This is a genomic window from Mesorhizobium sp. LNJC405B00 (genome assembly GCF_000502615.1).
In the GTDB taxonomy this organism is placed as follows: Bacteria; Pseudomonadota; Alphaproteobacteria; order Rhizobiales; family Rhizobiaceae; genus Mesorhizobium.
The window spans coordinates 132233-151155 of the sequence record NZ_AYWC01000003.1 but is presented as its reverse complement, the minus strand read 5'-3'; the positions used below and the strand labels follow the sequence as shown (position 1 = coordinate 151155).

Annotated in this window: 13 protein-coding genes, 1 tRNA gene and 1 pseudogene; 8 read left to right on the top strand and 7 right to left on the bottom strand. The window is 63.4% G+C overall.

Translation table 11 applies throughout. From position 1 onward, the window contains the following. The first annotated feature begins 34 nt into the window (after positions 1-34). The gene (locus X756_RS157935; protein ID WP_023729080.1) at positions 35-976 is read left to right on the top strand and encodes an amidohydrolase family protein; all 942 of its coding nucleotides are present in this window, start codon (positions 35-37) and stop codon (positions 974-976) included. Here the strand turns inward: X756_RS157935 and X756_RS157940 are convergent. Genes X756_RS157940 through X756_RS157955 form a run of 4 tightly spaced genes read right to left on the bottom strand, consistent with a single transcriptional unit; the run spans position 950 to position 5459 of the window. After that, positions 950-1921, bottom strand: a complete 972-nt coding sequence (locus tag X756_RS157940; protein ID WP_023748645.1) for an ABC transporter permease — start codon at positions 1919-1921, stop codon at positions 950-952. The two genes, X756_RS157935 and X756_RS157940, sit on opposite strands and share 27 nt — an antisense overlap. Continuing rightward, a complete protein-coding gene (locus X756_RS157945) occupies positions 1918-2883 on the bottom strand; it encodes an ABC transporter permease (RefSeq protein WP_023710147.1) in 966 nt (321 codons plus the stop codon). The genes X756_RS157940 and X756_RS157945 overlap by 4 nt, the downstream gene beginning before the upstream one ends. Further along, positions 2880-4379 carry a sugar ABC transporter ATP-binding protein gene (locus X756_RS157950; RefSeq protein ID WP_198020004.1) on the bottom strand — a complete coding sequence of 500 codons (1500 nt, stop codon included), beginning with the start codon at positions 4377-4379 and terminating at the stop codon, positions 2880-2882. Before X756_RS157950 ends, X756_RS157945 begins: the two co-directional genes overlap by 4 nt. 27 nt (positions 4380-4406) lie before the next feature. Beyond that, a complete protein-coding gene (locus X756_RS157955) occupies positions 4407-5459 on the bottom strand; it encodes an ABC transporter substrate-binding protein (protein WP_023723360.1) in 1053 nt (350 codons plus the stop codon). A 235-nt stretch (positions 5460-5694) separates the two neighbouring features. On the opposite strand from X756_RS157955, the gene X756_RS157960 reads away from it, so the two are divergent. The 5 genes and pseudogenes from X756_RS157960 to X756_RS157975 all read left to right on the top strand — a co-directional run bounded on the left by X756_RS157960 (position 5695) and on the right by X756_RS157975 (position 9092). Next, entirely contained in the window at positions 5695-6495 is an 801-nt protein-coding gene (locus X756_RS157960; protein ID WP_023681861.1) for an IclR family transcriptional regulator, read from the top strand. Positions 6496-7986: 1491 nt separating this feature from the next. Further along, complete coding sequence (locus X756_RS157965; protein ID WP_023704493.1) at positions 7987-8304, top strand: hypothetical protein; 318 nt, start codon at positions 7987-7989, stop codon at positions 8302-8304. A gap of 29 nt (positions 8305-8333) precedes the next feature. Continuing rightward, on the top strand, positions 8334-8462 hold the full coding sequence (locus tag X756_RS1000000170335; RefSeq protein WP_023729077.1) for a hypothetical protein: 129 nt from the start codon (positions 8334-8336) through the stop codon (positions 8460-8462). Positions 8463-8628: 166 nt separating this feature from the next. Continuing rightward, positions 8629-8771 (top strand): annotated as a pseudogene (locus X756_RS1000000169285) (glutathione-dependent formaldehyde dehydrogenase); the annotation flags it as partial. Positions 8772-8837: 66 nt separating this feature from the next. Continuing rightward, positions 8838-9092 carry a hypothetical protein gene (locus tag X756_RS157975; RefSeq protein WP_023729075.1) on the top strand — a complete coding sequence of 85 codons (255 nt, stop codon included), beginning with the start codon at positions 8838-8840 and terminating at the stop codon, positions 9090-9092. Between the two features lie 144 nt (positions 9093-9236). Here the strand turns inward: X756_RS157975 and X756_RS157980 are convergent. Both X756_RS157980 and X756_RS157985 read right to left on the bottom strand, forming a co-directional pair. After that, positions 9237-9313, bottom strand: a tRNA-His gene (locus tag X756_RS157980). Positions 9314-9659: 346 nt separating this feature from the next. Then, on the bottom strand, positions 9660-10118 hold the full coding sequence (locus X756_RS157985) for a phasin (protein WP_023729074.1): 459 nt from the start codon (positions 10116-10118) through the stop codon (positions 9660-9662). A 324-nt stretch (positions 10119-10442) separates the two neighbouring features. Here X756_RS157985 and X756_RS157990 point away from each other — a divergent pair, with 324 nt between their 5' ends. Continuing rightward, positions 10443-14447 (top strand): PAS domain S-box protein, encoded by a 4005-nt coding sequence (locus X756_RS157990; RefSeq protein ID WP_023729073.1) that lies wholly within the window; start codon positions 10443-10445, stop codon positions 14445-14447. A gap of 265 nt (positions 14448-14712) precedes the next feature. Here X756_RS157990 and X756_RS157995 read toward each other — a convergent pair whose 3' ends face one another. Further along, positions 14713-16683: an acetoacetate--CoA ligase gene (locus tag X756_RS157995; protein ID WP_023729072.1), complete on the bottom strand. Its 1971-nt coding sequence runs from the start codon at positions 16681-16683 to the stop codon at positions 14713-14715. A 368-nt stretch (positions 16684-17051) separates the two neighbouring features. On the opposite strand from X756_RS157995, the gene X756_RS158000 reads away from it, so the two are divergent. Further along, positions 17052-18905: an AsmA family protein gene (locus X756_RS158000; RefSeq protein WP_023729071.1), complete on the top strand. Its 1854-nt coding sequence runs from the start codon at positions 17052-17054 to the stop codon at positions 18903-18905. The last annotated feature ends 18 nt before the right edge of the window (positions 18906-18923 follow it).

Below are 18923 nucleotides of genomic sequence, written 5' to 3'. Positions count from 1 at the left end.
GGATCGATCGCCGGTCACAGCCTGAGAAAGATACGTGCCAGAACCTTACGCCGGACCAATCATCGACGCCCATCATCATCTTTGGGATCTCAGACTGGGACGGCATCCCTGGCTCGCCGCCACGGCCGGCGAGCGCGGCGGCCTGGGCGAGCTTGGCCCCTTGCGGCGGAACTATCTGCCCGGGGATTATGCGCGCGATGCCATAGGGCATAATGTCCTCGCGACCGTCCATGTCGAAGCCGGCTGGGCGAATGGCGACTGCATCGGAGAAACGCGCTGGCTTGAAACACTCGACAAATCGCGCGGCGTCGCCGCCCGCTATGTCGTTCACGTGCCGCTCGCCGATCGCCAGGCGCCTGCGCTGATCGAAGCGCAAGCCGCGTTCGAGCGCGTCGCCGGCGTGCGCGACATATTGAGCTGGGATCCCGACCCTGCCCGCCGTTTTGCGGCCCGTGACGGCATCATGGACGATCCGGCCTGGCGCGCCGGGCTTGCCTTGCTTGGCCAGCATCGGCTGGCCTTCGACCTGATGGTGTTTCCGCGCCAGCTCGCCGACGCGGGGCGGCTTGCCAGGGCCTTCCCCAACCAGCAATTCGTGCTCAACCATTGCGGTAGCCCGATCGACCGCGACGCCGATGGCATGCAGGTGTGGCGCGACGGGCTGCGGCTTCTGTCGCAATGCGACAACGTCGCCATCAAAATATCGGATCTGGTCGCCTACGATCATGACTGGACGCTCGACAGTCTGGAGCCCGTCGTCCTGCATTGCATCGATTGTTTCGGCACCGGTCGCGCCATGTTCGGCAGCGACTTTCCGGTCGCCGGCCTGCATGCCTCGTTCGATGACATATATGACGGCTTCAAAACCATCACAGTGGACTTTTCCGCCGACGAGCAGACGGCGCTGTTCTTCGGCAACGCAAGGCGCATCTATCGGCTCGACGATGTGTCATCGGCGCGCCTGCTCCCGGCCTGAGAGCAGCAGCAGGCCGAGGATCAGCGAGCCGAACAGGATGCTGCGCCAGCCGGGCGATGCGTTGACGACGGTGATCAGCGCGGTGATGGTGACCAGCAGGATGGCGCCGGGGATGGTGCCGGCATAGGTGCCGAGCCCGCCGAGGATCGAGGTGCCACCGAGGACCACGGCGGCAATCGAGGCGAGCAGATAGGGATCGCCGATGCCGACATAGCCCTGTCCGTTCATGCCCAACACGAGCACGCCGGCAAGTCCCGAGCAGAAGCCGCTGATGCCGTAGACCGCAAGCGTCGTGGACGTGACCGGAACCCCGGACAGCGCTGCGGCAAGCGGGTTGGCGCCCATGGCGAAAATCCGGGCGCCGAGCGATGTCGCATGCATCGTGGTCAGCACGATCACCGAGACGACCACCCACAACAATACGCCAGCGGGAATGCCGGCCGGCCGGCCATTGCCGAGCCAGTGGACCAGCGGGTTCTCGGCGGTCACGGCGCTGCCGCCGGCGATGATGATCAACAGACCCTGCAGGAATGTCGCCATGGCCAATGTCATGATCATCGGGTGGACGCGCAGCAAAGCGACGCCGAGCCCGTTGACCAGGCCGATTGCCGTGGTCAGCACCAGAACGGCAAGAATGGCGGTGATGCCGGTCGGATCCACCTGCCACGACAGCAGCGGCAGGCTGACGGCGCTGACCGTGACGATGGCCGCGACGGAAAGGTCGATGCCGCCGGCGATCACCACAAAAGTCTGGCCCGCGGCAACCAGGCCGATGACGGCGCCGAGCTCCACCAGATAGCGCAGATGGCCATAAGCGCCGAAGCCGCGCGAAACGAAGCTCGCCACGATCCAGACCGCGGCAACGATGGCAACGGTGAGAAACGGCCGGCTGCGCAGGACCGTCAGGGCGCGTTTGCCGCCCGCGCTGTCATTCCATGCTGTCATTGCTGTGCCTTGCGGAATTGCGGGATGGCGACCGCGCCGATGATGATCAGGCCCTGGGCCACATATTGTGCGACCGGCGTGAAGCCGAGGAAGAACATGACACTGATCATCAGGCTGAGCAGCAGGCTGCCGGCAAGCGCGCCGCGCATCGTGCCCTGGCCGCCGAGGAAGCCGATGCCGCCGAGCACCGCAGCGGCAATCGAGTTCAGGGTAAAGGCGGCGCCGATGACCGGGTCGCCCGAACCGGTCTGTGCGGCGACGAACAAGCCGGCGCCGGTGGAGAGCAGACCGCTGATCGCATAGGCCGCAATGCGCGCGCCGTCGACCGGCACGCCGGAGCGATAGGCGCCGACCGGATTCTCGCCGGCGGCATAGAGGCTCAAGCCAAGCGGCGTGGCGAGATAGAGCTTCCACAGGAGAATGATGACCACCAGCAGCACGAATGCCGCCGGTGTGTTGCCGGCAAGCAGGTCGGACAGCCACGCCGGGATTGCGCCGCCGGGCCGCGGCAGGATCAGCAGTGCGGCGCCGCCGATGATGAACGACCCGGCAAGCGTCACCACGATGGCCGGCAGCCGAAGCCGTACCACGATGAAGCCGGTCGCCGCCCCGATGCCGAGGCCCGTCAGCGCCACCGCGGCAGTGCCCCCGGCGACGCCCAGCGGCCCGGCCATCGTCGTCGCGGCGATGACCGCGCCCAAGCTGACCGTCGCGCCGATGGCCAGGCTGATGCCGCCGGTGAGCATCAGGATGGCCTGCGCCATCGCGACCAGAGCCAATGGAAACCAGCTCTGCGTGAATTTGGCGAAGCCGGACGCCGTGAACAGACCCGGAAAGAGGACGCCATAGGCGATGAGAAACACCAGGACGACGGCAAACAGGCTGCGCACGCCGACATTGCGACGCAGTTGCACCGGCCAGTAGAGCGCGCCGGTCTGCCGGGCGGAGGAAGATGTGTTCATGCCGCAACCTTCCGCTGTTCGGCGCCCATCGCGGCGGAGACGATGGCTTCCTCGCTCAGCGCCCCACGCGCCAGCATGGTGACGATGCGGCCTTCACGGACGATGGCTACACGGTCGCAAACGTGCACGAGTTCGGGCGTGTCGGAACTGAGCAGCACGACCGCCTTGCCGGCGGCGGCGAAATTGCGAAGCATCATGTAGATCTCACGCTTGGTTTCGACGTCGACGCCGCGCGTCGGATCGTTGAGCAGAAGCACCAACGGGTCGTTCGGCATCCATTTCGCCAGCGCCACCTTCTGCTGGTTGCCGCCCGATAGAGCCTGCGCCGCCCGGCCGAGGTGACCCTTGATGCCGAGTTGGGCGGCAAGGCTTTTGGCCGTCTCGCGCTCTGCGCGGCGGCTGCGCAGCTTCAGCGCCGGCAGCCTGGCAAAGGCGGGCAGCATCATGTTGGTGATGATGGGATGGATCAGGTGCAGGCCCTCGCGCTTGCGATCCGCGGGCACATAGGCCAGCCCCAGCGCGTTGGCTTTCGGCACGCCGCCGGGCAGGCCGGAGGCGCCGTTGACGGTCGCCGACGCCGTCCGTGCCGGAATGGCGCCGTAGAGACCGAGCAGCAGATCTTCCTGCCCTTGCCCGACCAGGCCGCCAATGCCAAGCACTTCGCCCGTTTTGATATCCAGATCGACGTCGCGCATCAGGCCGGCCGAAAGATTTCGGACAGAGATAGCGTCGGCAGGCAAACTGGAAGGCTGCCATTGCGGAAAAAGATCACCGGGATCGCGGCCGACCATCAGCCGAACCAACCCGGCGGCGTCGGTGCCTTCCAGGGTGCGGTCGGCCGTGCAGGTGCCGTCCTTCAGAACGGTGACGTGCTGGCACAGCGCCATGACTTCGTTCAGTCGGTGCGAGATGTAGAGAATGGCGATGCCTTCGCCGCGCAACCGCTGCAGCAGATCGGTGAGGATTTTGGTTTCGGTTGCCGATAGCGACGATGTCGGTTCGTCGAGAATGAGCACGCGCGGCCGGCGGTAGAGCGCCTTGGCGATCTCCACCATCTGGCGGCGGCCGAGCGACAAATGCCCGACCGGCGTCGACAGCGGCTCGTGCAGCCCGACAAGTTCGCATGCGGCCCTCGCCCGCGCAGCGAGTTCGCGGTAGTCGATCAGGCCGAACCGTTTGGGATAGGCGCCGAGACCAACATTTTCGGCGATGGAAAGACTGGCCGTCAGGCTGAGTTCCTGCTGAACGACGGCGATGCCGGCCTGCCGCGCAACAGCTGGCGTCATGCGTGAGACCGCGCTTCCATCGACCTCGATCGTCCCGCCATCCGGTCTCAAGGCGCCGGACAAAAGGTTGATCAAGGTCGACTTTCCGGCGCCGTTCTCGCCGAGCAGCGCATGCACGCGGCCCGGCTGGAGAGCGATTGAAACGTCGCGCAGGACGGGGTTGCCGAAGAAAGACTTCGACACCCCGCGCGCCGCGAGCAGCGGAGCCATGGTTGTCAACGCTACAACCCTTCAGGCTTATTTCTGAGCCAGCAGCTTCTTGAACAGCTCCTCATCGTAAGGAGAAAAGATGTAGCCGTCAGCCGGGAAGTCCTTGGCCCGGGCGAGGTATTCGTCGATGTTGGAATTGTCGATCACCGGCAGCGGAATCTTGACGAAAGCCGGCACATCCTTGCCTTCCAGCGCCTGAACGGCGGTGTAGGTGGCGAAGGCGCCGAGCCAGTTCGGCTGCATCGTCGCCCAGCTCTTCAAGCCCTTTTCTTTCCAGAGTTCCAAAAACTGCCGGGCGTTCTCACCGGTGATCGGCACCTGTTCGCGGCCCTGCTTGTCGAGGGCCAGCACGGCGCCTGCCGACAGAGCACCGCCGAGCGACAGGATGCCGTCGATCTCGGGGTTGGCGAAGAGCAGGCTGGTGACGGCTTCCTGTGCCGGCGCGACGTTGTAGGGCGTGTTGGTCTCGGCAAGCACCGTCACGTCGGGATGGGCCTTGAGCTCAGCGTCGGCGCCTTTGCGCCTGTCATCGCTGACCGAAACCCCGGCGGGGCCATTGAGGATGAGGATCTTGCCCTTGCCGCCGATGGCGTCGATCAGGAACTTGGCGGCCTGGTCGCCCCATTGCGAAGAATCGGTGTTGACCTTGGCGGTGACCTTGTCGGTGTCGACGAGGCTGTCGAAGTTGATGATGGCGATGCCCTTGGCGCAGGCATCGGCTAGAACGCGTGCAGGTGCGGTCGACGAACCGGCGATCAGGATGATGGCGTCGACATCGGAATCGATCATCGACTGGATCTGCTGGATCTGGACGTTGGCATCGCCCTGAGCGTCGGTGACGACGAGCTTGTCGACCAGTCCCTGCTTCTTCAGGGTCTCGACTTCGGCTTCGATCGTGCCTTGGGTCTGCTTCATCCAGGTCGGCACGGAATAGATGTTGGCCCAGCCGATCGTGTACGGCGCCTTGCGGTCGCCCTTGATGCAGTTGGCGGCGGCATTGGCTGCCGAGCCGGCGCCAAAGCTCAGCACGAGACCGAGGCAAAGCGCGCTGGCGGATGCGAAAAACGGTGATTTCATCATGACTGTTCCCTTCAGAGGTTGTGGCCTCGACGTGCAGAACAAGGGCGAGGAAACCCGTCGGTCGCCGGATCTTGGAAACCGTGTGTCGCCTCGGGATTTGTCTGCGTCAGGCTCGTTAGTTTGTCTGGTATTTCAGACAATGTGTCTGTATATCGGACAAATTGGATGCTAGACCGAGCCTTGACATCTTTCAAGCGCCTTGAGACGAGAACCGAAATGATTTTGGCGGATGGTCATGAGCGACGGCACTAACGATGCGATCGGGAAGGAAGCCGGCGCGGAGCCGCGCAATGGCGAACGACGACGCGGCATCGACCGCGTCATCATGCTGCTCGAGGCTTTGCTGCGGCATCGCGCGCCAATGCGCGTCGGCGACATCGCCAAGATGATCGGCGCGCCGCGTTCGACCACCTACGAGATCGTCAACAGCCTGCTCGACGCCGAAATGCTCGAAAACGTCGGCGGTGAAGGTTACGTCTATTTCGGACGCGCCATGCATCTGTTCGGCTGGGCCTACTCACATCACAATGCCCATTACCGTCGCATCATCGAGACCTTGGATAAGTTGGCCGCCGAGACAGGCGAGACGGTCCAGCTATGCGGCCTGCGTGGCAACAAATACGTCGTTCTTGACTGCCGAGATTCCCCAGGCCCGTTCCGGATCTCAAGCGATGTTGGGGTTGAGGTGCCGATCCCATGGACGGCATCCGGACGGCTGCTCCTCGGCCATATGAACGAGCAAGAGTTGAGGGATTTCATCCCATCTGGCGACTACAGGCTTCCCGACGGCCGCATCATTGCACCAGCCGAATTCTTTGCCGATGTTGCCTTGGCCCACCGGCAGGGTTTCAGCGAGACCACAGCCTTGGCCGACCGTTTCACCTGGTGCATGGCGGCCCCCATCCGTGACGGCCACGGCGCCATCAAAAGGACCTTGTGTTTGGTGTTACCCGTCGACACGCCGGAGCCACGGCGCGACGAACTGCTTGCGTTGCTGCGCGAGCGCGCCCGTGGACTGTCTCTGGCGGGAGGCTGACGATCAGCCGTCGTGCCCTCTGGTTGAAGCCTCTTAAAGGCACATGGATTCCGCTCTTCCCCATTGGTTCCATTTAGGTTCGGGACCTTAGTCCCATAGTCGGTGGATAAGGTCCGAACCAGGGAACACGCAACCGGAAGCCACATTAGGAGAAGACCGTCGATCAAAGTCCCTTCATCGCCGGTTGAGGATCCCGCCGCTCTTACTGTCGAGAGCGCGGCGGGATCCTTACGCGCGGAGCGAGCACATGAGATTTGTCGAAATTTTCACAGATGTGCTTACGGCCCTGCTTCTCGCTTTATTCGTGTGCGGGATATTCGCTGTTTTCGGAGGCCATCTGGTTCCTCCACGCTACGCAAAGATGGTGTTGCTGCCGGACCTGGATAAGATGACGACTGCATCATCTACACCCAGCTTGCCCGATTCCATCGACTTGCAACTCCAAAAGCGCCCAGAGGTGCAAAGGTCTGCCGGCGTGACACAGCGCGCAGTCGGTCTGGAGCCGCCAGTGCCATCCAGCAAGCGGTAATAATCAGCGGAGGTTTTCGTGACTTTCAGCTATCAGAGAGCGTCGGCGATTATTGACAGACCCGGGCACCTGAATTTGGCTGAAATCGCCGCTCCAAATTTCCGCATCTGCTGTTGGATTGTTTTCATCAACAGGTCCGAACGCTATGGCGAAGCAGGTTGAGCTGGCGGCGTTCCTGGCTGATCCCCGCCAGTGCTTGATCGCGGCGTCGGATCCTTGTCGAGCTTGGGATTTCGGTCCACCGGTTCGCCATTCACATCGTCGGCCTTGGAGTTTGCAGGGTCCGTTTGGCCAGGATTTGGGCTGTAAGTATCTGGCGATGGAACCCGGCTGTTTTGCTGTGTCGCCGGTGTCTTAGCCTGCTCGCCATAGATTTCAGCGATCCCCCAGGCAACGAGCGCCAAGACAAGGCCTGCCAAGAGCACGCCAAGGACCGGTCGCCCCAAGCCACCCTGCCTGGCCCGCTTTTCCGGAATGTTTCTGCTCATGATCGCAACCTTGGGCTAAGAGGAGTGGCCCGCGCTCCAGGAGCGAAGACGCGGGCAGTCAAGAGCTCCGGATGTTGGCCATGCGGCGAACAGGGAACTCGCTGCACATACCGAACTCGCTGGCGCTGTTGATGTTCCCACGGAATCCAAACAGCGCGCCGCCGGGAGCCCGACTGGCAATTTGGGTTGGAGTGGCTGGAACGAGCCAGCTCAAGGTCAACGAGCGGCGGTGTGCGTAAGCGGGCATTGCGAGCCAGACTGGAACTTTGCCGAATCTGCCGCGTTGCCGACCATGGCCGACTACAACGAGACCACCAATCCGGTGCTGACCGGTTGCAAGGCCCGCGTTGCCACCAGAGACATCTGTTTGAAGGCTATCTGAAATTTGCTCCTCGTTGTTGGCGATTCCGCCCAATGGAACATCCTGATCCGCTCGCGGTTGGGGAAGCCCGGGCCAGCGGCAGGAGCATCATCATGAACGTCGAACGTAACCCGGCCGAAGACAGAGGCGATATTCAGTCTGGGGTGACAGAGGACAAGACGCCGGGATTCGACCCGGCGGCGGCGCCCATGGAAACCGATGCCGAAGCGGCAGACACCGGCGCCGTGCCGGTTCCCGCAGCGACGGGCACGCCGGCTTTCGCTAATCAAGCAAGCTTCGCCAATGCGATGCGGCGGCCGGACGACGAGAGCGCCCCGGCCCCGAGTAAAAACGGCCCGGTGCTGGCCATTGTCGCGCTTGTCGTCGTTGCCGCCGTCGTGTTCGTTGTCGCCGCGATGCTGGCGCGATAGCCTGCGCTTGCGCCAAAACGCGTTCAAGGATGTGGCCGTGGGCAGCAGGCGATCAGCGGCTGGAAAAGCAGGTTGCAGCCGCGCATGCCACGCCGGCCGGCACCCCGACCGAGCAGCATTGCGGCATGGCCGAACCCGGCTCGGCCGCCAAGGGTTGAGGCCAGATGCTCGTTCGAAGCGGGAACATTTCACATCAAGCCAAGTTCGGGCTCGCAGAGCTTGTCGTCAAGGAACAGCACATGAAGGCCCTCACATGGCGCGGCAAAGGCCACATACGTTGCGAACAGGTGGCCGATCCGACGATCCAGGATGAACGCGACATCGCTGCAGAAAGTTCAGAACGGCGATATCGACCCGTCATTCGTGATCACCCATCGGGTGGCGTCGAGGCCAGGCCCGAGCTTTACAAAACCTTCCGCGACAAGGAGGACGGCTGCATCAAAGTCGTGATGCGCCCGCACGGCTGACCGTTCTGTCCAATGGCCCGACTTTGTTGTCCGGCCGTCTGCATGCTGAAAAGGCGAGAGTTGAAAATGGCCAAGGACAAACCCGCATCGACAAACCCGGCCGCCACACCCCCGGTCAGGTCGCCTGAGGCCGCCGGCCTGCCACATCCCCGTCGCGATGCTGAAGACAGCGATTCCGGCGCCAAGCCGACGGCACCCAAGACCGCCGGCGCCCAGCAAGCGTCCAGATCGCCGCTCGACAGCCGTATTGCAAATCGCAATGCCGGCCGCCCTCGTCAGGCAGGCACGACGCCTCGGCCGACCGACGAATCGCTGGAGTAAAATGAAACCTAAGCTGTGGCGCGGGTATCCGCACCGCGGCGTGTGTGCAGTCAGGGTCTTCCTGCCCTGCCGACAGCGCCATACAGGTCTTGATCTCTCGTGGACCGTCGGGATCGGCAATCAATACTTTAGCGGGAAATTCGATGGTACCGTTGGCTGGGATCGAACCAGCGACCTCCGGATCCACAATCCGGCGCTCTAACCATCTGAGCTACAACGGCACGTTCGCCTGAGCCAGATCGTGGTGAAAATTCATTCTCCGAGATCCGCTCTGTCGTTCGGCGATGCGTCCAATACGGTCTATCAGAGACTAATTCAAGGCCTTTGATAAGGCAAAGCCGGTTCTGCCAACAGGCGCCGGTTTCTTCGGCAAAAGAAAAAGGCCGGCGGGAGGAGGTGCCGGCCTTTTCCTGTTACGAGCCAGCGGGAGGAGGTGCTGGCTGGTCACCCCGGAGAGCAGAGGGAGGAGGTTCCACTCGCCGGGTATTCATTTGGACAACTCTATTGCACACCTATTTGTCTGACGAAATGCGACGTTTTGATGCATCGCAGAGTTGTGCGCAATTATTAGGCGGCCTTGATGTCTTTCAGGGCCTTCTCGAAAGCGGTCTTGACCGGCTTGGAGACGTTTTCGGCAGCCTTCGAAGCAACAGCCTGGAAGTCCTTGGCCTGCTCGACCGTGGTCTCGACGCGCTTGCGCAGGAAGGCGGTCTGCAGTTCGACTACTTCCGACAGCGACTTGGCGCCGATGAGGGCCTCGAGATGCGAGAAGCCGGCTTCGGCATTGGCGCGCAGAGCGGCGATCGTCTTGAGCGACAGGTCGCTGGAAACGGTCTTGGCAGTCTCGAAGGTCGATTCCAGGACTTTCTGGGTCTCTTCGGCGCCGGTCTTCAGCTTGGAGTAGGCTTCCTTCGACTGCTCGACGCCCTTTTCGGCGAAAGCGCGGATCTGGTCGGTTGCCTTGGAAGCGTCGAAGCTCGGGAATTCGACGTTTTCGATGGTCTCAGCGGTCTTGGCCTTGGTCATTTTCCATCCTTTCGGGGTAGCGGCTTTGACAAAAAGCCGTCTCGTTCATGTATGATGGCAATATAGCGGTTTTTTTGTGCGATGCAATATCTTTGTTGCAGTGCACCATAAATTTCTTCCCATGCGTCACCCAAGAGGTTATCCAGGGACATTCCGAGACGCTGTTAACCAAGTGGCCAGAGATTCCACCTGCTTCCCGCCATGGCTTGTGGACCTTCGCCGCGCGGGCTTTTATTAACAAAGCGTTAACTGCAAATTGCCCGCCTTGTAGGTTCGCCAAGAGGGGTTCGCCAAGAGGTTTCACCGAAAGGGTCCGCCAAGCGCATGCCTTCCGAGAACTACTCTTTCCTCGATGTCGCCGTGCTTGATGCGGTTCGCCAGCGCTTCGCCGCCGGCGACGCGATCGCGATTCTGTCGGCCGACCTCGAACAGGTGATCTGGGCCAACGGCCCGGGCGCTGCGGTGTTCGGCTATCCCGATATCGAGGCCATCATCGGCGCCTCGGCTCAGCTGCCGCTGATCGCCAGGCGCCAGATCATGGCGACCGCGGGCTTCCCGCAGATCGGCAGCGACCGCGCCATTACGGTACGGCTGGCGACCGGCATCACCAGCCGCGCCGTCGGCTTCCTGGCCAGTGCGGTGACTATGCCGGACGGCGAAAGCGCCATTATGCTGGTGGTGCCGGCAGCGCAGGCCGGCTCGCGCAGTGCTGCCGACATTGGGACCCGCGCCATCAGCGGCTTTACCGAAGACGGCCATTTCATCGCCTTTGTCGACGCCGCCGGCACTGTCGAGGCGGCTTCGGATGGCTTTGGCGCGCTCGCCATCCGGCCTGAGACGCTGGCCGCGCTTGTCGCCGACGTGGCGAGCCAGGACGACCGCATCGTCAAGCGGCTGGTCCCCGGCGGCGCCACGTCCTATCCGGCCGGCTTCGCGCGCCTGACCGAGTCCAGGCATCTGCTGGTGGTCATCGACGAGGATCAGCTCGGTGAGGAAAATCCTGTCGGCGAGCTGGATGCCGAACCTGCTGCAGCGCAGGTCGACGATGGCCCGGCGCAAGCCGCCGCGGAGAACGCGGTAACGGTGGATGCGGTGGCTGACCACCCCACCGCAAGCGGGAATCAGGGCGCCCCACTCGCGGCCGCGCCTGATGTCGGGGAGACAGGTCCGGCTGCCACCGAGCATGATGCTTCGGCGTCAACCGATACAAAGGCGGACCATCGCGAGCAGACGACCGGCCGCGAGCAGGCGGCGAATGACAGCGCGCCGGCGCAACATGATCATTGGTACTTCCATGCCGGCGAAGAGCCGCAGGCGGGCGAGCCGGACAGCCCGGCGCAGGCCGGGCCGGACTCTGTTTCCCCGGCCGAGAGTGCGCAGTTGGACAGCAGTGCCGCTGCGCCCGCCCTGCCGTCCGACGCAGCCCCACCGGCTGCGCCTCCCGCCAAACGTGAGGTCGACCGCTCGGCGCCGCCGCTGCGCTTCGTCTGGCGCACCGACGCCGAGGGCAAGTTCAGCGCGCTGTCGCCGGAATTCGGCGACATTGTCGGCAAAGCCGCCGCCGACGTGATCGGCCGCCGCTTCAAGGACGTCGCGACAACTTTCGGCCTCGACGCCTCGGGCGAGATCGCGGGCCTGCTTGAACGGCGCGACACCTGGTCGGGCCGCTCGGTACTGTGGCCGGTTGCCGGCTCCGACCTGAAGATACCGGTCGATCTGGCAGCACTGCCTGTCTATGGCCGCAGCCGCGCCTTCGAAGGTTTTCGTGGTTTCGGCGTCGCCCGCGCCGGCGATGCGGTGGTCGATCCGGAAGCAATCGGCATGGCGCTGGTCCCCAATGGCGCGCCAGCGGCAGCAGCTGAGCCGGCCCCGGAACAGCCCGTGGCGGAAGCTCCCAAGGCGGCCGATCCGTTCGAGGGCGAAGTGCCGGCACTGACCATCGTGCCGAAGCAGGAACGTCGTTTTGCCGACAAGGTCATCCGGCTGGCCGAGCATCGGCAGCCCGCCAACGACAAGCAGCCGACAAGCGAGAGGGGCCTGTCGACGCTGGAGCGCAGCGCTTTCCGCGAAATCGGCGAGCGGCTGAAGAAGGACAATCCCCCGCCGGAGCAGCCGGAGACTGCCAAGCAGGCCGAACCGGCCAATCCGGATCAGGTAATGCCAGACCAGGCCAAGGCAGATGAGCCCAAGCCGGATCATGTCGAGGCGGACCAGCCTGAAACAGCCGCGCCAGCCCGACAACCCGCCGAGGTCTCGAGTCCGGACGAAGCCGGCCCGGCTGCCGTGGCTGAACCATCGGCAGCCGCACCCGAAAGCGAAACGGCTGAGGCCGAACCGCCGGAAAGCGATGCCGAGGACGAAAAGGACCTGACGCGGCTTGACGGCGAGCAGCCGGACGACGGCCTTGCGGACAGCGAAGCAGGCGAGGCGAAGGCGCCGACAGTGTCGCGCTCCCTGCTCGACTATGCCGATCCCGAACCAGGCTCCGTCACCGAAGACAGTACGGAAGCAACGTCGTCCAACGACGAACTTGCGCCGGCTTCCGAACCGGATGATACGCAAGCCCAAGAGATCGTCGAGGCCGCAGAGCCACAGCCGGTTGTTGCCGAGACGCCGGCCAATGCCGGTGAAGACGACAGCATGACGTCGGCCGACTTCCGCGATGCCGAGGACAATGAGGATTGGGCGCCGTCCGACGAGGCGACCGATTCCGCCGTGGAAGACGGGGACAAGGCCGGCGATGCGGACACAGTGCCGGCAGAACCACAGCGCCTGAAAGTGCCGCCGCTCAAGCTTGAGGGGTTCATGCCTTCGGCATTCTCGGCCGGAGATGAACACAAGGCCCCTGACACGTCGATCCTCGGCAAGCTGCCGGTGCCGCTGCTCATCCATTCGGGCGACGAGCTTCATTACGCCAATGAGGAATTCCTCGGCCTGACCGGCTATGACACGCTTGAGGACCTGAGCGACGCCGGCGGGCTCGACGCGCTGTTTGCCGATCCCTATTCAGAAATGGCCGGCGAAAGCGACCACACACTCAAACTGAAGACGCGCGAGGGCCAGGAATTTCCGATCGAAGCCATTTTGCGTTCGGTGCCGTGGCGCGCCGGCAAGGCGCTGATGCTGGTGGTGCGACGTACCGGCGATAACGAGCCGCCGATGGTTGCGCATCTCGCAGCCGAGGAGCAGACGCAGCCCGATGTCTCCGAACTCAAAGCGCGCATTGCCGAGATGCGCACCATCATCGACACCGCGACCGATGGTGTGGTGTTGATCGGCCGCGACGGCGACATCCGCTCGATCAGCCGGCCGGCCGAGGCGCTGTTCGGCTTCGACAGCGACGACGTCACCGGTAAACCGTTCGCCTCGCTGTTTGCCATCGAAAGCCAGCGCGCGGCGCGCGACTATCTGAACGGCCTGTCCGAGCCCGGCGTGGCGAGTGTGATGAACGATGGCCGCGAGGTGATCGGGCGCGAGGCGCAAGGGCGCTTCATCCCGCTGTTCATGACCATCGGCAGGCTGCCCAATGACAGCGGCTTCTGCGCCGTGGTGCGCGACATCACGCAGTGGAAGCGGGCCGAAGAGGATCTGACCCAGGCGCGCGCGGTGGCCGAGCGCGCCTCCTCGCAGAAGACCGATTTCCTCGCCCGCATCAGCCACGAGATCCGCACGCCGCTCAACGCCATTATCGGCTTTTCCGAGCTGATGGTGGACGAGAAGTTCGGCCCGGTAGCCAATGACCGCTACCGCGACTATCTCAGAGACATCAACCGCTCGGGCAACCATGTGCTCGATCTCGTCAATGACCTCCTCGACATTTCGAAGATCGAGGCCGGCCAGCAGGAAATGGACTACGAGGCGGTGTCGCTCAACGATACGCTGGCCGAGACGGTGGCGATGATGCAGCCGCAGGCCAACCGCGAGCGTGTCATCATTCGCTCCAGCTTCGCCTCGCGACTGCCGGAAGTCGTCGCCGACCTCAGAAGCGTGCGCCAGATCGCGCTCAACATCCTGTCCAACGCCATTCGCTATACGCAAGCCGGCGGACAGGTGATCGTGTCGACCGCCTATGAAACCTCCGGCGACGTTGTCATGCGGGTGCGCGATACCGGCATTGGCATGAGCCATGCCGAGATCGAGCAGGCGCTGAAGCCATTCAAGCAGATCAATGCGCTGAAGCGCGGGCGTGGCGACGGCACCGGTCTCGGCCTGCCGCTGACCAAGGCGATGGTGGAAGCCAACCGCGCCCGCTTCACCATCACCTCGACGCCGGGCGAAGGGACGCTGGTCGAGGTCGCCTTCCCGTCGACGCGGGTGCTGGCCGAATAGGGCCGGCCATTCCCGGGCGAGAATCCCGGACAAAGAAAAGGCGTCCAACAGGACGCCTTAAATGGGATTTGCTGTCACAACGGGGGCTTGAGCGAATCTGATCCTCAGGGGACGAGGAACGGGATTTCTCCCTCAAGTTACGTGCGACTATCGACGCCGGACCTTAACAACTCCTTACCGGCCGTCCAAAAAATTTACGAATGTGTACCACTCATGAAATCTAGGTAAATTCGACCGACATATCTGGTTAACCATCCCGGCCGCGTCACTCAGCCAGCTGCGGCAGGTTCCTGAACAGCTCCAGCGCCTCTGGATTGGCCAACGCTTCCTTGTTCTTGATGGCGCGGCCATGCACCACGTCGCGCACTGCAAGCTCGGTGATCTTGCCCGATTTGGTGCGCGGAATGTCGCTGACGGCGACGATCTTTGCCGGCACGTGGCGCGGGCTGGCGCCGCTGCGGATCTTGGAACGAATGCGCTTTTCCAGATCCTCGTCCAGCGTCACGCCGGCGGCCAGCCGCACGAACAGCACGACGCGGACGTCATTGTCGAAATCCTGACCGATGCACAGCGCCTCGAGGATCTCCGGCATCTGTTCGACCTGATTGTAGATCTCCGCCGTGCCGATGCGCACACCGCCCGGATTGAGCGTCGCGTCGGAACGGCCGTGGATGATCATGCCGCCATGCGCGGTCCATTCGGCGAAGTCGCCGTGGCACCAAACATTGTCGAAGCGCTCGAAATAGGCGGCCTGGTATTTCTTGCCCTCAGGATCGTTCCAGAAGCCGATCGGCATCGACGGGAACGCTTTTGTGCAGACCAGCTCACCCTTTTGCTCGCGGATCGGCTTGCCGTCATCGTCCCATACATCGACGGCAAGGCCGAGGCCGGGACCCTGGATCTCGCCGGTCCAGACCGGTTGCGTCGGTACGCCGAGCACGAAACAGGAGACGATGTCGGTGCCGCCGGAAACCGAGGCCAGATGCACGTCCTTCTTGATGCCGTCATAGACGAAGCGGAAGTCCTCCGGCGACAGCGGTGAGCCGGTGGAGGAAATCGCCCGCACGGACGACAGATCATGGCTGCGGATCGGCTTGAGCCCGGCCTTGCGTACGGAATCGATGAATTTGGCCGAGGTGCCGAAAAAGGTCATCTTCTCGGCATCTGCAAAGCTGAACAGCACATTGCCGTCGGGGTGGAAGGGCGAGCCGTCATAGAGCAGCAGCGTGGCGCCCGAGGCCAGGCCCGACACCAGCCAGTTCCACATCATCCAGCCGCAGGTGGTGAAGTAGAAGAAGCGGTCGCCTTCGATGAGTCCGGCATGCAGCCGGTGTTCCTTGACATGCTGGACCAGCGTGCCGCCGGCCGAATGGACGATGCATTTGGGAATGCCAGTGGTACCTGACGAGAACAGGATGTAGAGCGGATGCGCGAACGGCAGCCGCTCGAACGTGACCGCTTTGGCGGTAAAGGGTAACACCGCCTCTTCGAGCGCCACGGCCTTGTCGATGATCGCTGCGATATCGCGCGAGGTACCGAGATAGTCGACGATCAGGACCTTGCGGACGGTTTCGAGCTTCGCCGCAACGGCAGCGATCTTGTCGGCGACCTCGATTGCCTTGCCATTGTACCAATAGCCATCCGGCGCAATGAATATGACCGGCTCGATCTGGCCGAAACGGTCGAGCACGCCCTGCTCGCCGAAATCGGGGGAACAGGACGACCAGACCGCGCCGATGGAGGCGGCCGCCAGCATGGCGGCGACGGTTTCCGGCATGTTGGGCATCATCGCCGCGATGCGGTCGCCCTTTTTCACCTTGAGCGACAGGAAAAGCTGCTGAAAGCGCGAGGTCAGCTGGTGCAGTTCGCTCCACGACAGCCGCCGCTCGATCTTGTCCTCGCCGCGAAAGACAATCGCGTCGCCGGAACCGATCTTCTTCAGCAGGTTCTCGGCGAAGTTCAGCGTCGCATCGGGAAAGAACGATGCGCCGGGCATCTTGTCGCCATCGACGAGCACGGTCTCGCCCGCATCGGTCCCTTTGTCGCCGACAATGCCGCAAAAGTCCCACAGCAGGCTCCAGAAGCCTTCGCGATCCTCGACCGACCAGCGGTGCAGGTCGGCGTAGGAGGCGAAGGATGTGCCGCTTTTGGCCGCTGCTGCCTTCATGAACGCGGTCAGTGGTGCTGCGTCGATCTGGTCTTGCGTCGGGGTCCAGAGCGGTGCTTCGGCAGCCATGATCGATCCTCCTTGAAGCCCGTCGCGTCGCAAGATAGATATGCTTTTGTTTTGATGCACGTCGTTGTCCCGGAACCGCTGCACTCTTCCTTGCGACATGCACTAGCCTCAGCTTTACAGGCGCCGCTGTCCCAAAAACGCCGCGCCTCGTAGCAGGCTGAAGCTGCATCGCTTATGCCTACCACCGTGCGGCAGAGCAAGATTTTGTTCCGCTAAAACTCGGCCATATGTTCGCAATTGCCATCGCCGGGCCATAAAGACTTGAAATGCCTCAGCCCTAAGTCGTAGTGACGACTGGAAGGCGTGGTGACAACTGACGGTTACACCCGTCAGGCGATTTTTATCGGAATGAAAGCAACCGGGGCAATATGCCATCACCTTTGATCCGGCGCGGAATATGGGCGATCGGCGTTGCCGTGCTCGTCATCGCGCTGGTCGTCGCCGCTCTGCCGCTGTTTGCCTCGACCCGGATCGTGCGCGATCGCATCGCCTGGGAAATGAGCGCGTGGAGCGGTTTCAGGGTCACCATCGCCGGTTCGCCGCGCATCGAGGTGTGGCCGAAGTTCCGCGCCATATTGAGCGACGTCACGCTGTCGCAGTGGACCGAGACCGACGCGCCGCCGGTGATCGAGGCCGAACGGGTCGAGGTCGACCTTTCGGCCATGGCGGCGCTGCAGGGCGATGTGGTGTTTTCGACGGCGCGGCTGGTGCGGCCGACGATCCGGGTCCAGCGCGCCGCAAACGGCATATTCCTGCCCGCCATACCAACGGGCGGACGCATCACCCGCTCCATCGACACGGCGCGCGGCGTGGTCAACGCCGATCCGACGAAGCCGGATCTGAGCAAGCTGCCCGCCGATCCGTTCGGCATCGTGGAATTCAGGGACGGCCGCATGGTCGCCTCCGTCGGCGGCAAGGACGTCGAATTGCTGACCAGCCTGTCCGGCCAGGCGAGCTGGGCAGCGATGAACAGCAACGCGACCTTGTCGGCGACCGGAATCTGGCGCGGCGAGAGCGTCACCGTCGATGCCGCCTCGCCCAAGCCGCTGGTGCTGTTTGCCGGCGGCGCCGCACCGGTCACGTTTTCGTTCAAGGCAGCGCCGGCCAGCTTCTCGTTCGACGGCACGGCCAGCATGTCGCAAAACGCCTATTTCGATGGCCAGGCGAAATTCGCCGCGCCCTCGCTGCGGCGCGTGCTGGAATGGTCGCAGGCCGGCATTGCTCCTGGTACGGCGATCGGTTCGGTCTCGATTTCGAGCAAGATCACGGCGACCGCCGGCCGCGTCAAATTCGAAAACACCGCGGTGACGCTCGACAACAACCCGGGAATGGGGGCGCTGGATTTTTCGTTCGGCGACGCCTTGCCGGTGATATCAGGCACACTCGCCTTCGATACGCTCGACCTCAGGTCGCTGTTTTCGGCCTTCACGCCGCTGGCGCCGACCGGCGAGACCGGTCCCGGCGAAATCGACACCAGCTTCGCCGACCGGATCAATCTCGATCTGAGGCTGTCAGCGGCGCATGCCTCGGCCGGCGCAATCCAGCTTGCCGACGTCGCCGCCACGGCGCAGGTGAAGAACGGGCTTGCCGTCTTCGATATCTCCGATGCGTCGGCCTTTGGCGGCAACGTGCAAAGTAGCCTGCGTTTCGACCGCAAACCGGAGGGCTCGCAGGTCGAGATCCGGCTGCTCGCCTCCGATATTGACGGCGCCGCTTTCGGCACCGCGGCCGGAATGACGCGGCTGGTGCCGGCCAGCACCGGCACTGTCTCGGTCATTCTCAAAGGGCCGGGCAAATCCTGGGACTCGATCTTCGAGAACGCGGACGGCTCGGTCTCTGCGACGTTCGGGCCGGGCGCGCTGAGCGGGCTCAATTTGCCGGCATTTCTGAAGCACACGGAACAGGGCGGCTTCTTCGCGCTCGACGACGTCTCGGACGGGACACTGCCGATGGACGGCGCCGAGCTCAAGGCCACCATCTCGAAGGGTGTGGCAAGGCTGGACAAGGCCGAGGCCAATTCGGCGAAATACAAGGTCTGGCTGTCCGGCATCGCCTCTTACGGCGGACGCGGGCTGGCGCTGTCGGGCGGTGTCACCCAGGCCGACCCGGCAGCGGTACCGGTCAATGGCCAGCAGGGATCCAACCAGTCGTCATTCTTCGTCGGCGGCACCTGGAGCACGCCGTTCATCTCGCCGATCAGCCGCGGCGTCTCAGGCGAGTAGGCGGTCCCTCGCCGGAAC

Bases quoted from the DNA above. Each gene is read 5' to 3' on its own strand.
- X756_RS157940 (WP_023748645.1), bottom strand. From the start codon at position 1,921: ATGACAGCATGGAATGACAGCGCGGGCGGCAAACGCGCCCTGACGGTC.
- X756_RS157945 (WP_023710147.1), bottom strand. From the start codon at position 2,883: ATGAACACATCTTCCTCCGCCCGGCAGACCGGCGCGCTCTACTGGCCG.
- X756_RS157950 (WP_198020004.1), bottom strand. From the start codon at position 4,379: ATGGCTCCGCTGCTCGCGGCGCGCGGGGTGTCGAAGTCTTTCTTCGGC.
- X756_RS157955 (WP_023723360.1), bottom strand. From the start codon at position 5,459: ATGATGAAATCACCGTTTTTCGCATCCGCCAGCGCGCTTTGCCTCGGT.
- X756_RS157960 (WP_023681861.1), top strand. From the start codon at position 5,695: ATGAGCGACGGCACTAACGATGCGATCGGGAAGGAAGCCGGCGCGGAG.
- X756_RS157965 (WP_023704493.1), top strand. From the start codon at position 7,987: ATGAACGTCGAACGTAACCCGGCCGAAGACAGAGGCGATATTCAGTCT.
- X756_RS1000000170335 (WP_023729077.1), top strand. From the start codon at position 8,334: ATGTGGCCGTGGGCAGCAGGCGATCAGCGGCTGGAAAAGCAGGTTGCA.
- X756_RS157975 (WP_023729075.1), top strand. From the start codon at position 8,838: ATGGCCAAGGACAAACCCGCATCGACAAACCCGGCCGCCACACCCCCG.
- X756_RS157985 (WP_023729074.1), bottom strand. From the start codon at position 10,118: ATGACCAAGGCCAAGACCGCTGAGACCATCGAAAACGTCGAATTCCCG.
- X756_RS157990 (WP_023729073.1), top strand. From the start codon at position 10,443: ATGCCTTCCGAGAACTACTCTTTCCTCGATGTCGCCGTGCTTGATGCG.
- X756_RS157995 (WP_023729072.1), bottom strand. From the start codon at position 16,683: ATGGCTGCCGAAGCACCGCTCTGGACCCCGACGCAAGACCAGATCGAC.
- X756_RS158000 (WP_023729071.1), top strand. From the start codon at position 17,052: ATGCCATCACCTTTGATCCGGCGCGGAATATGGGCGATCGGCGTTGCC.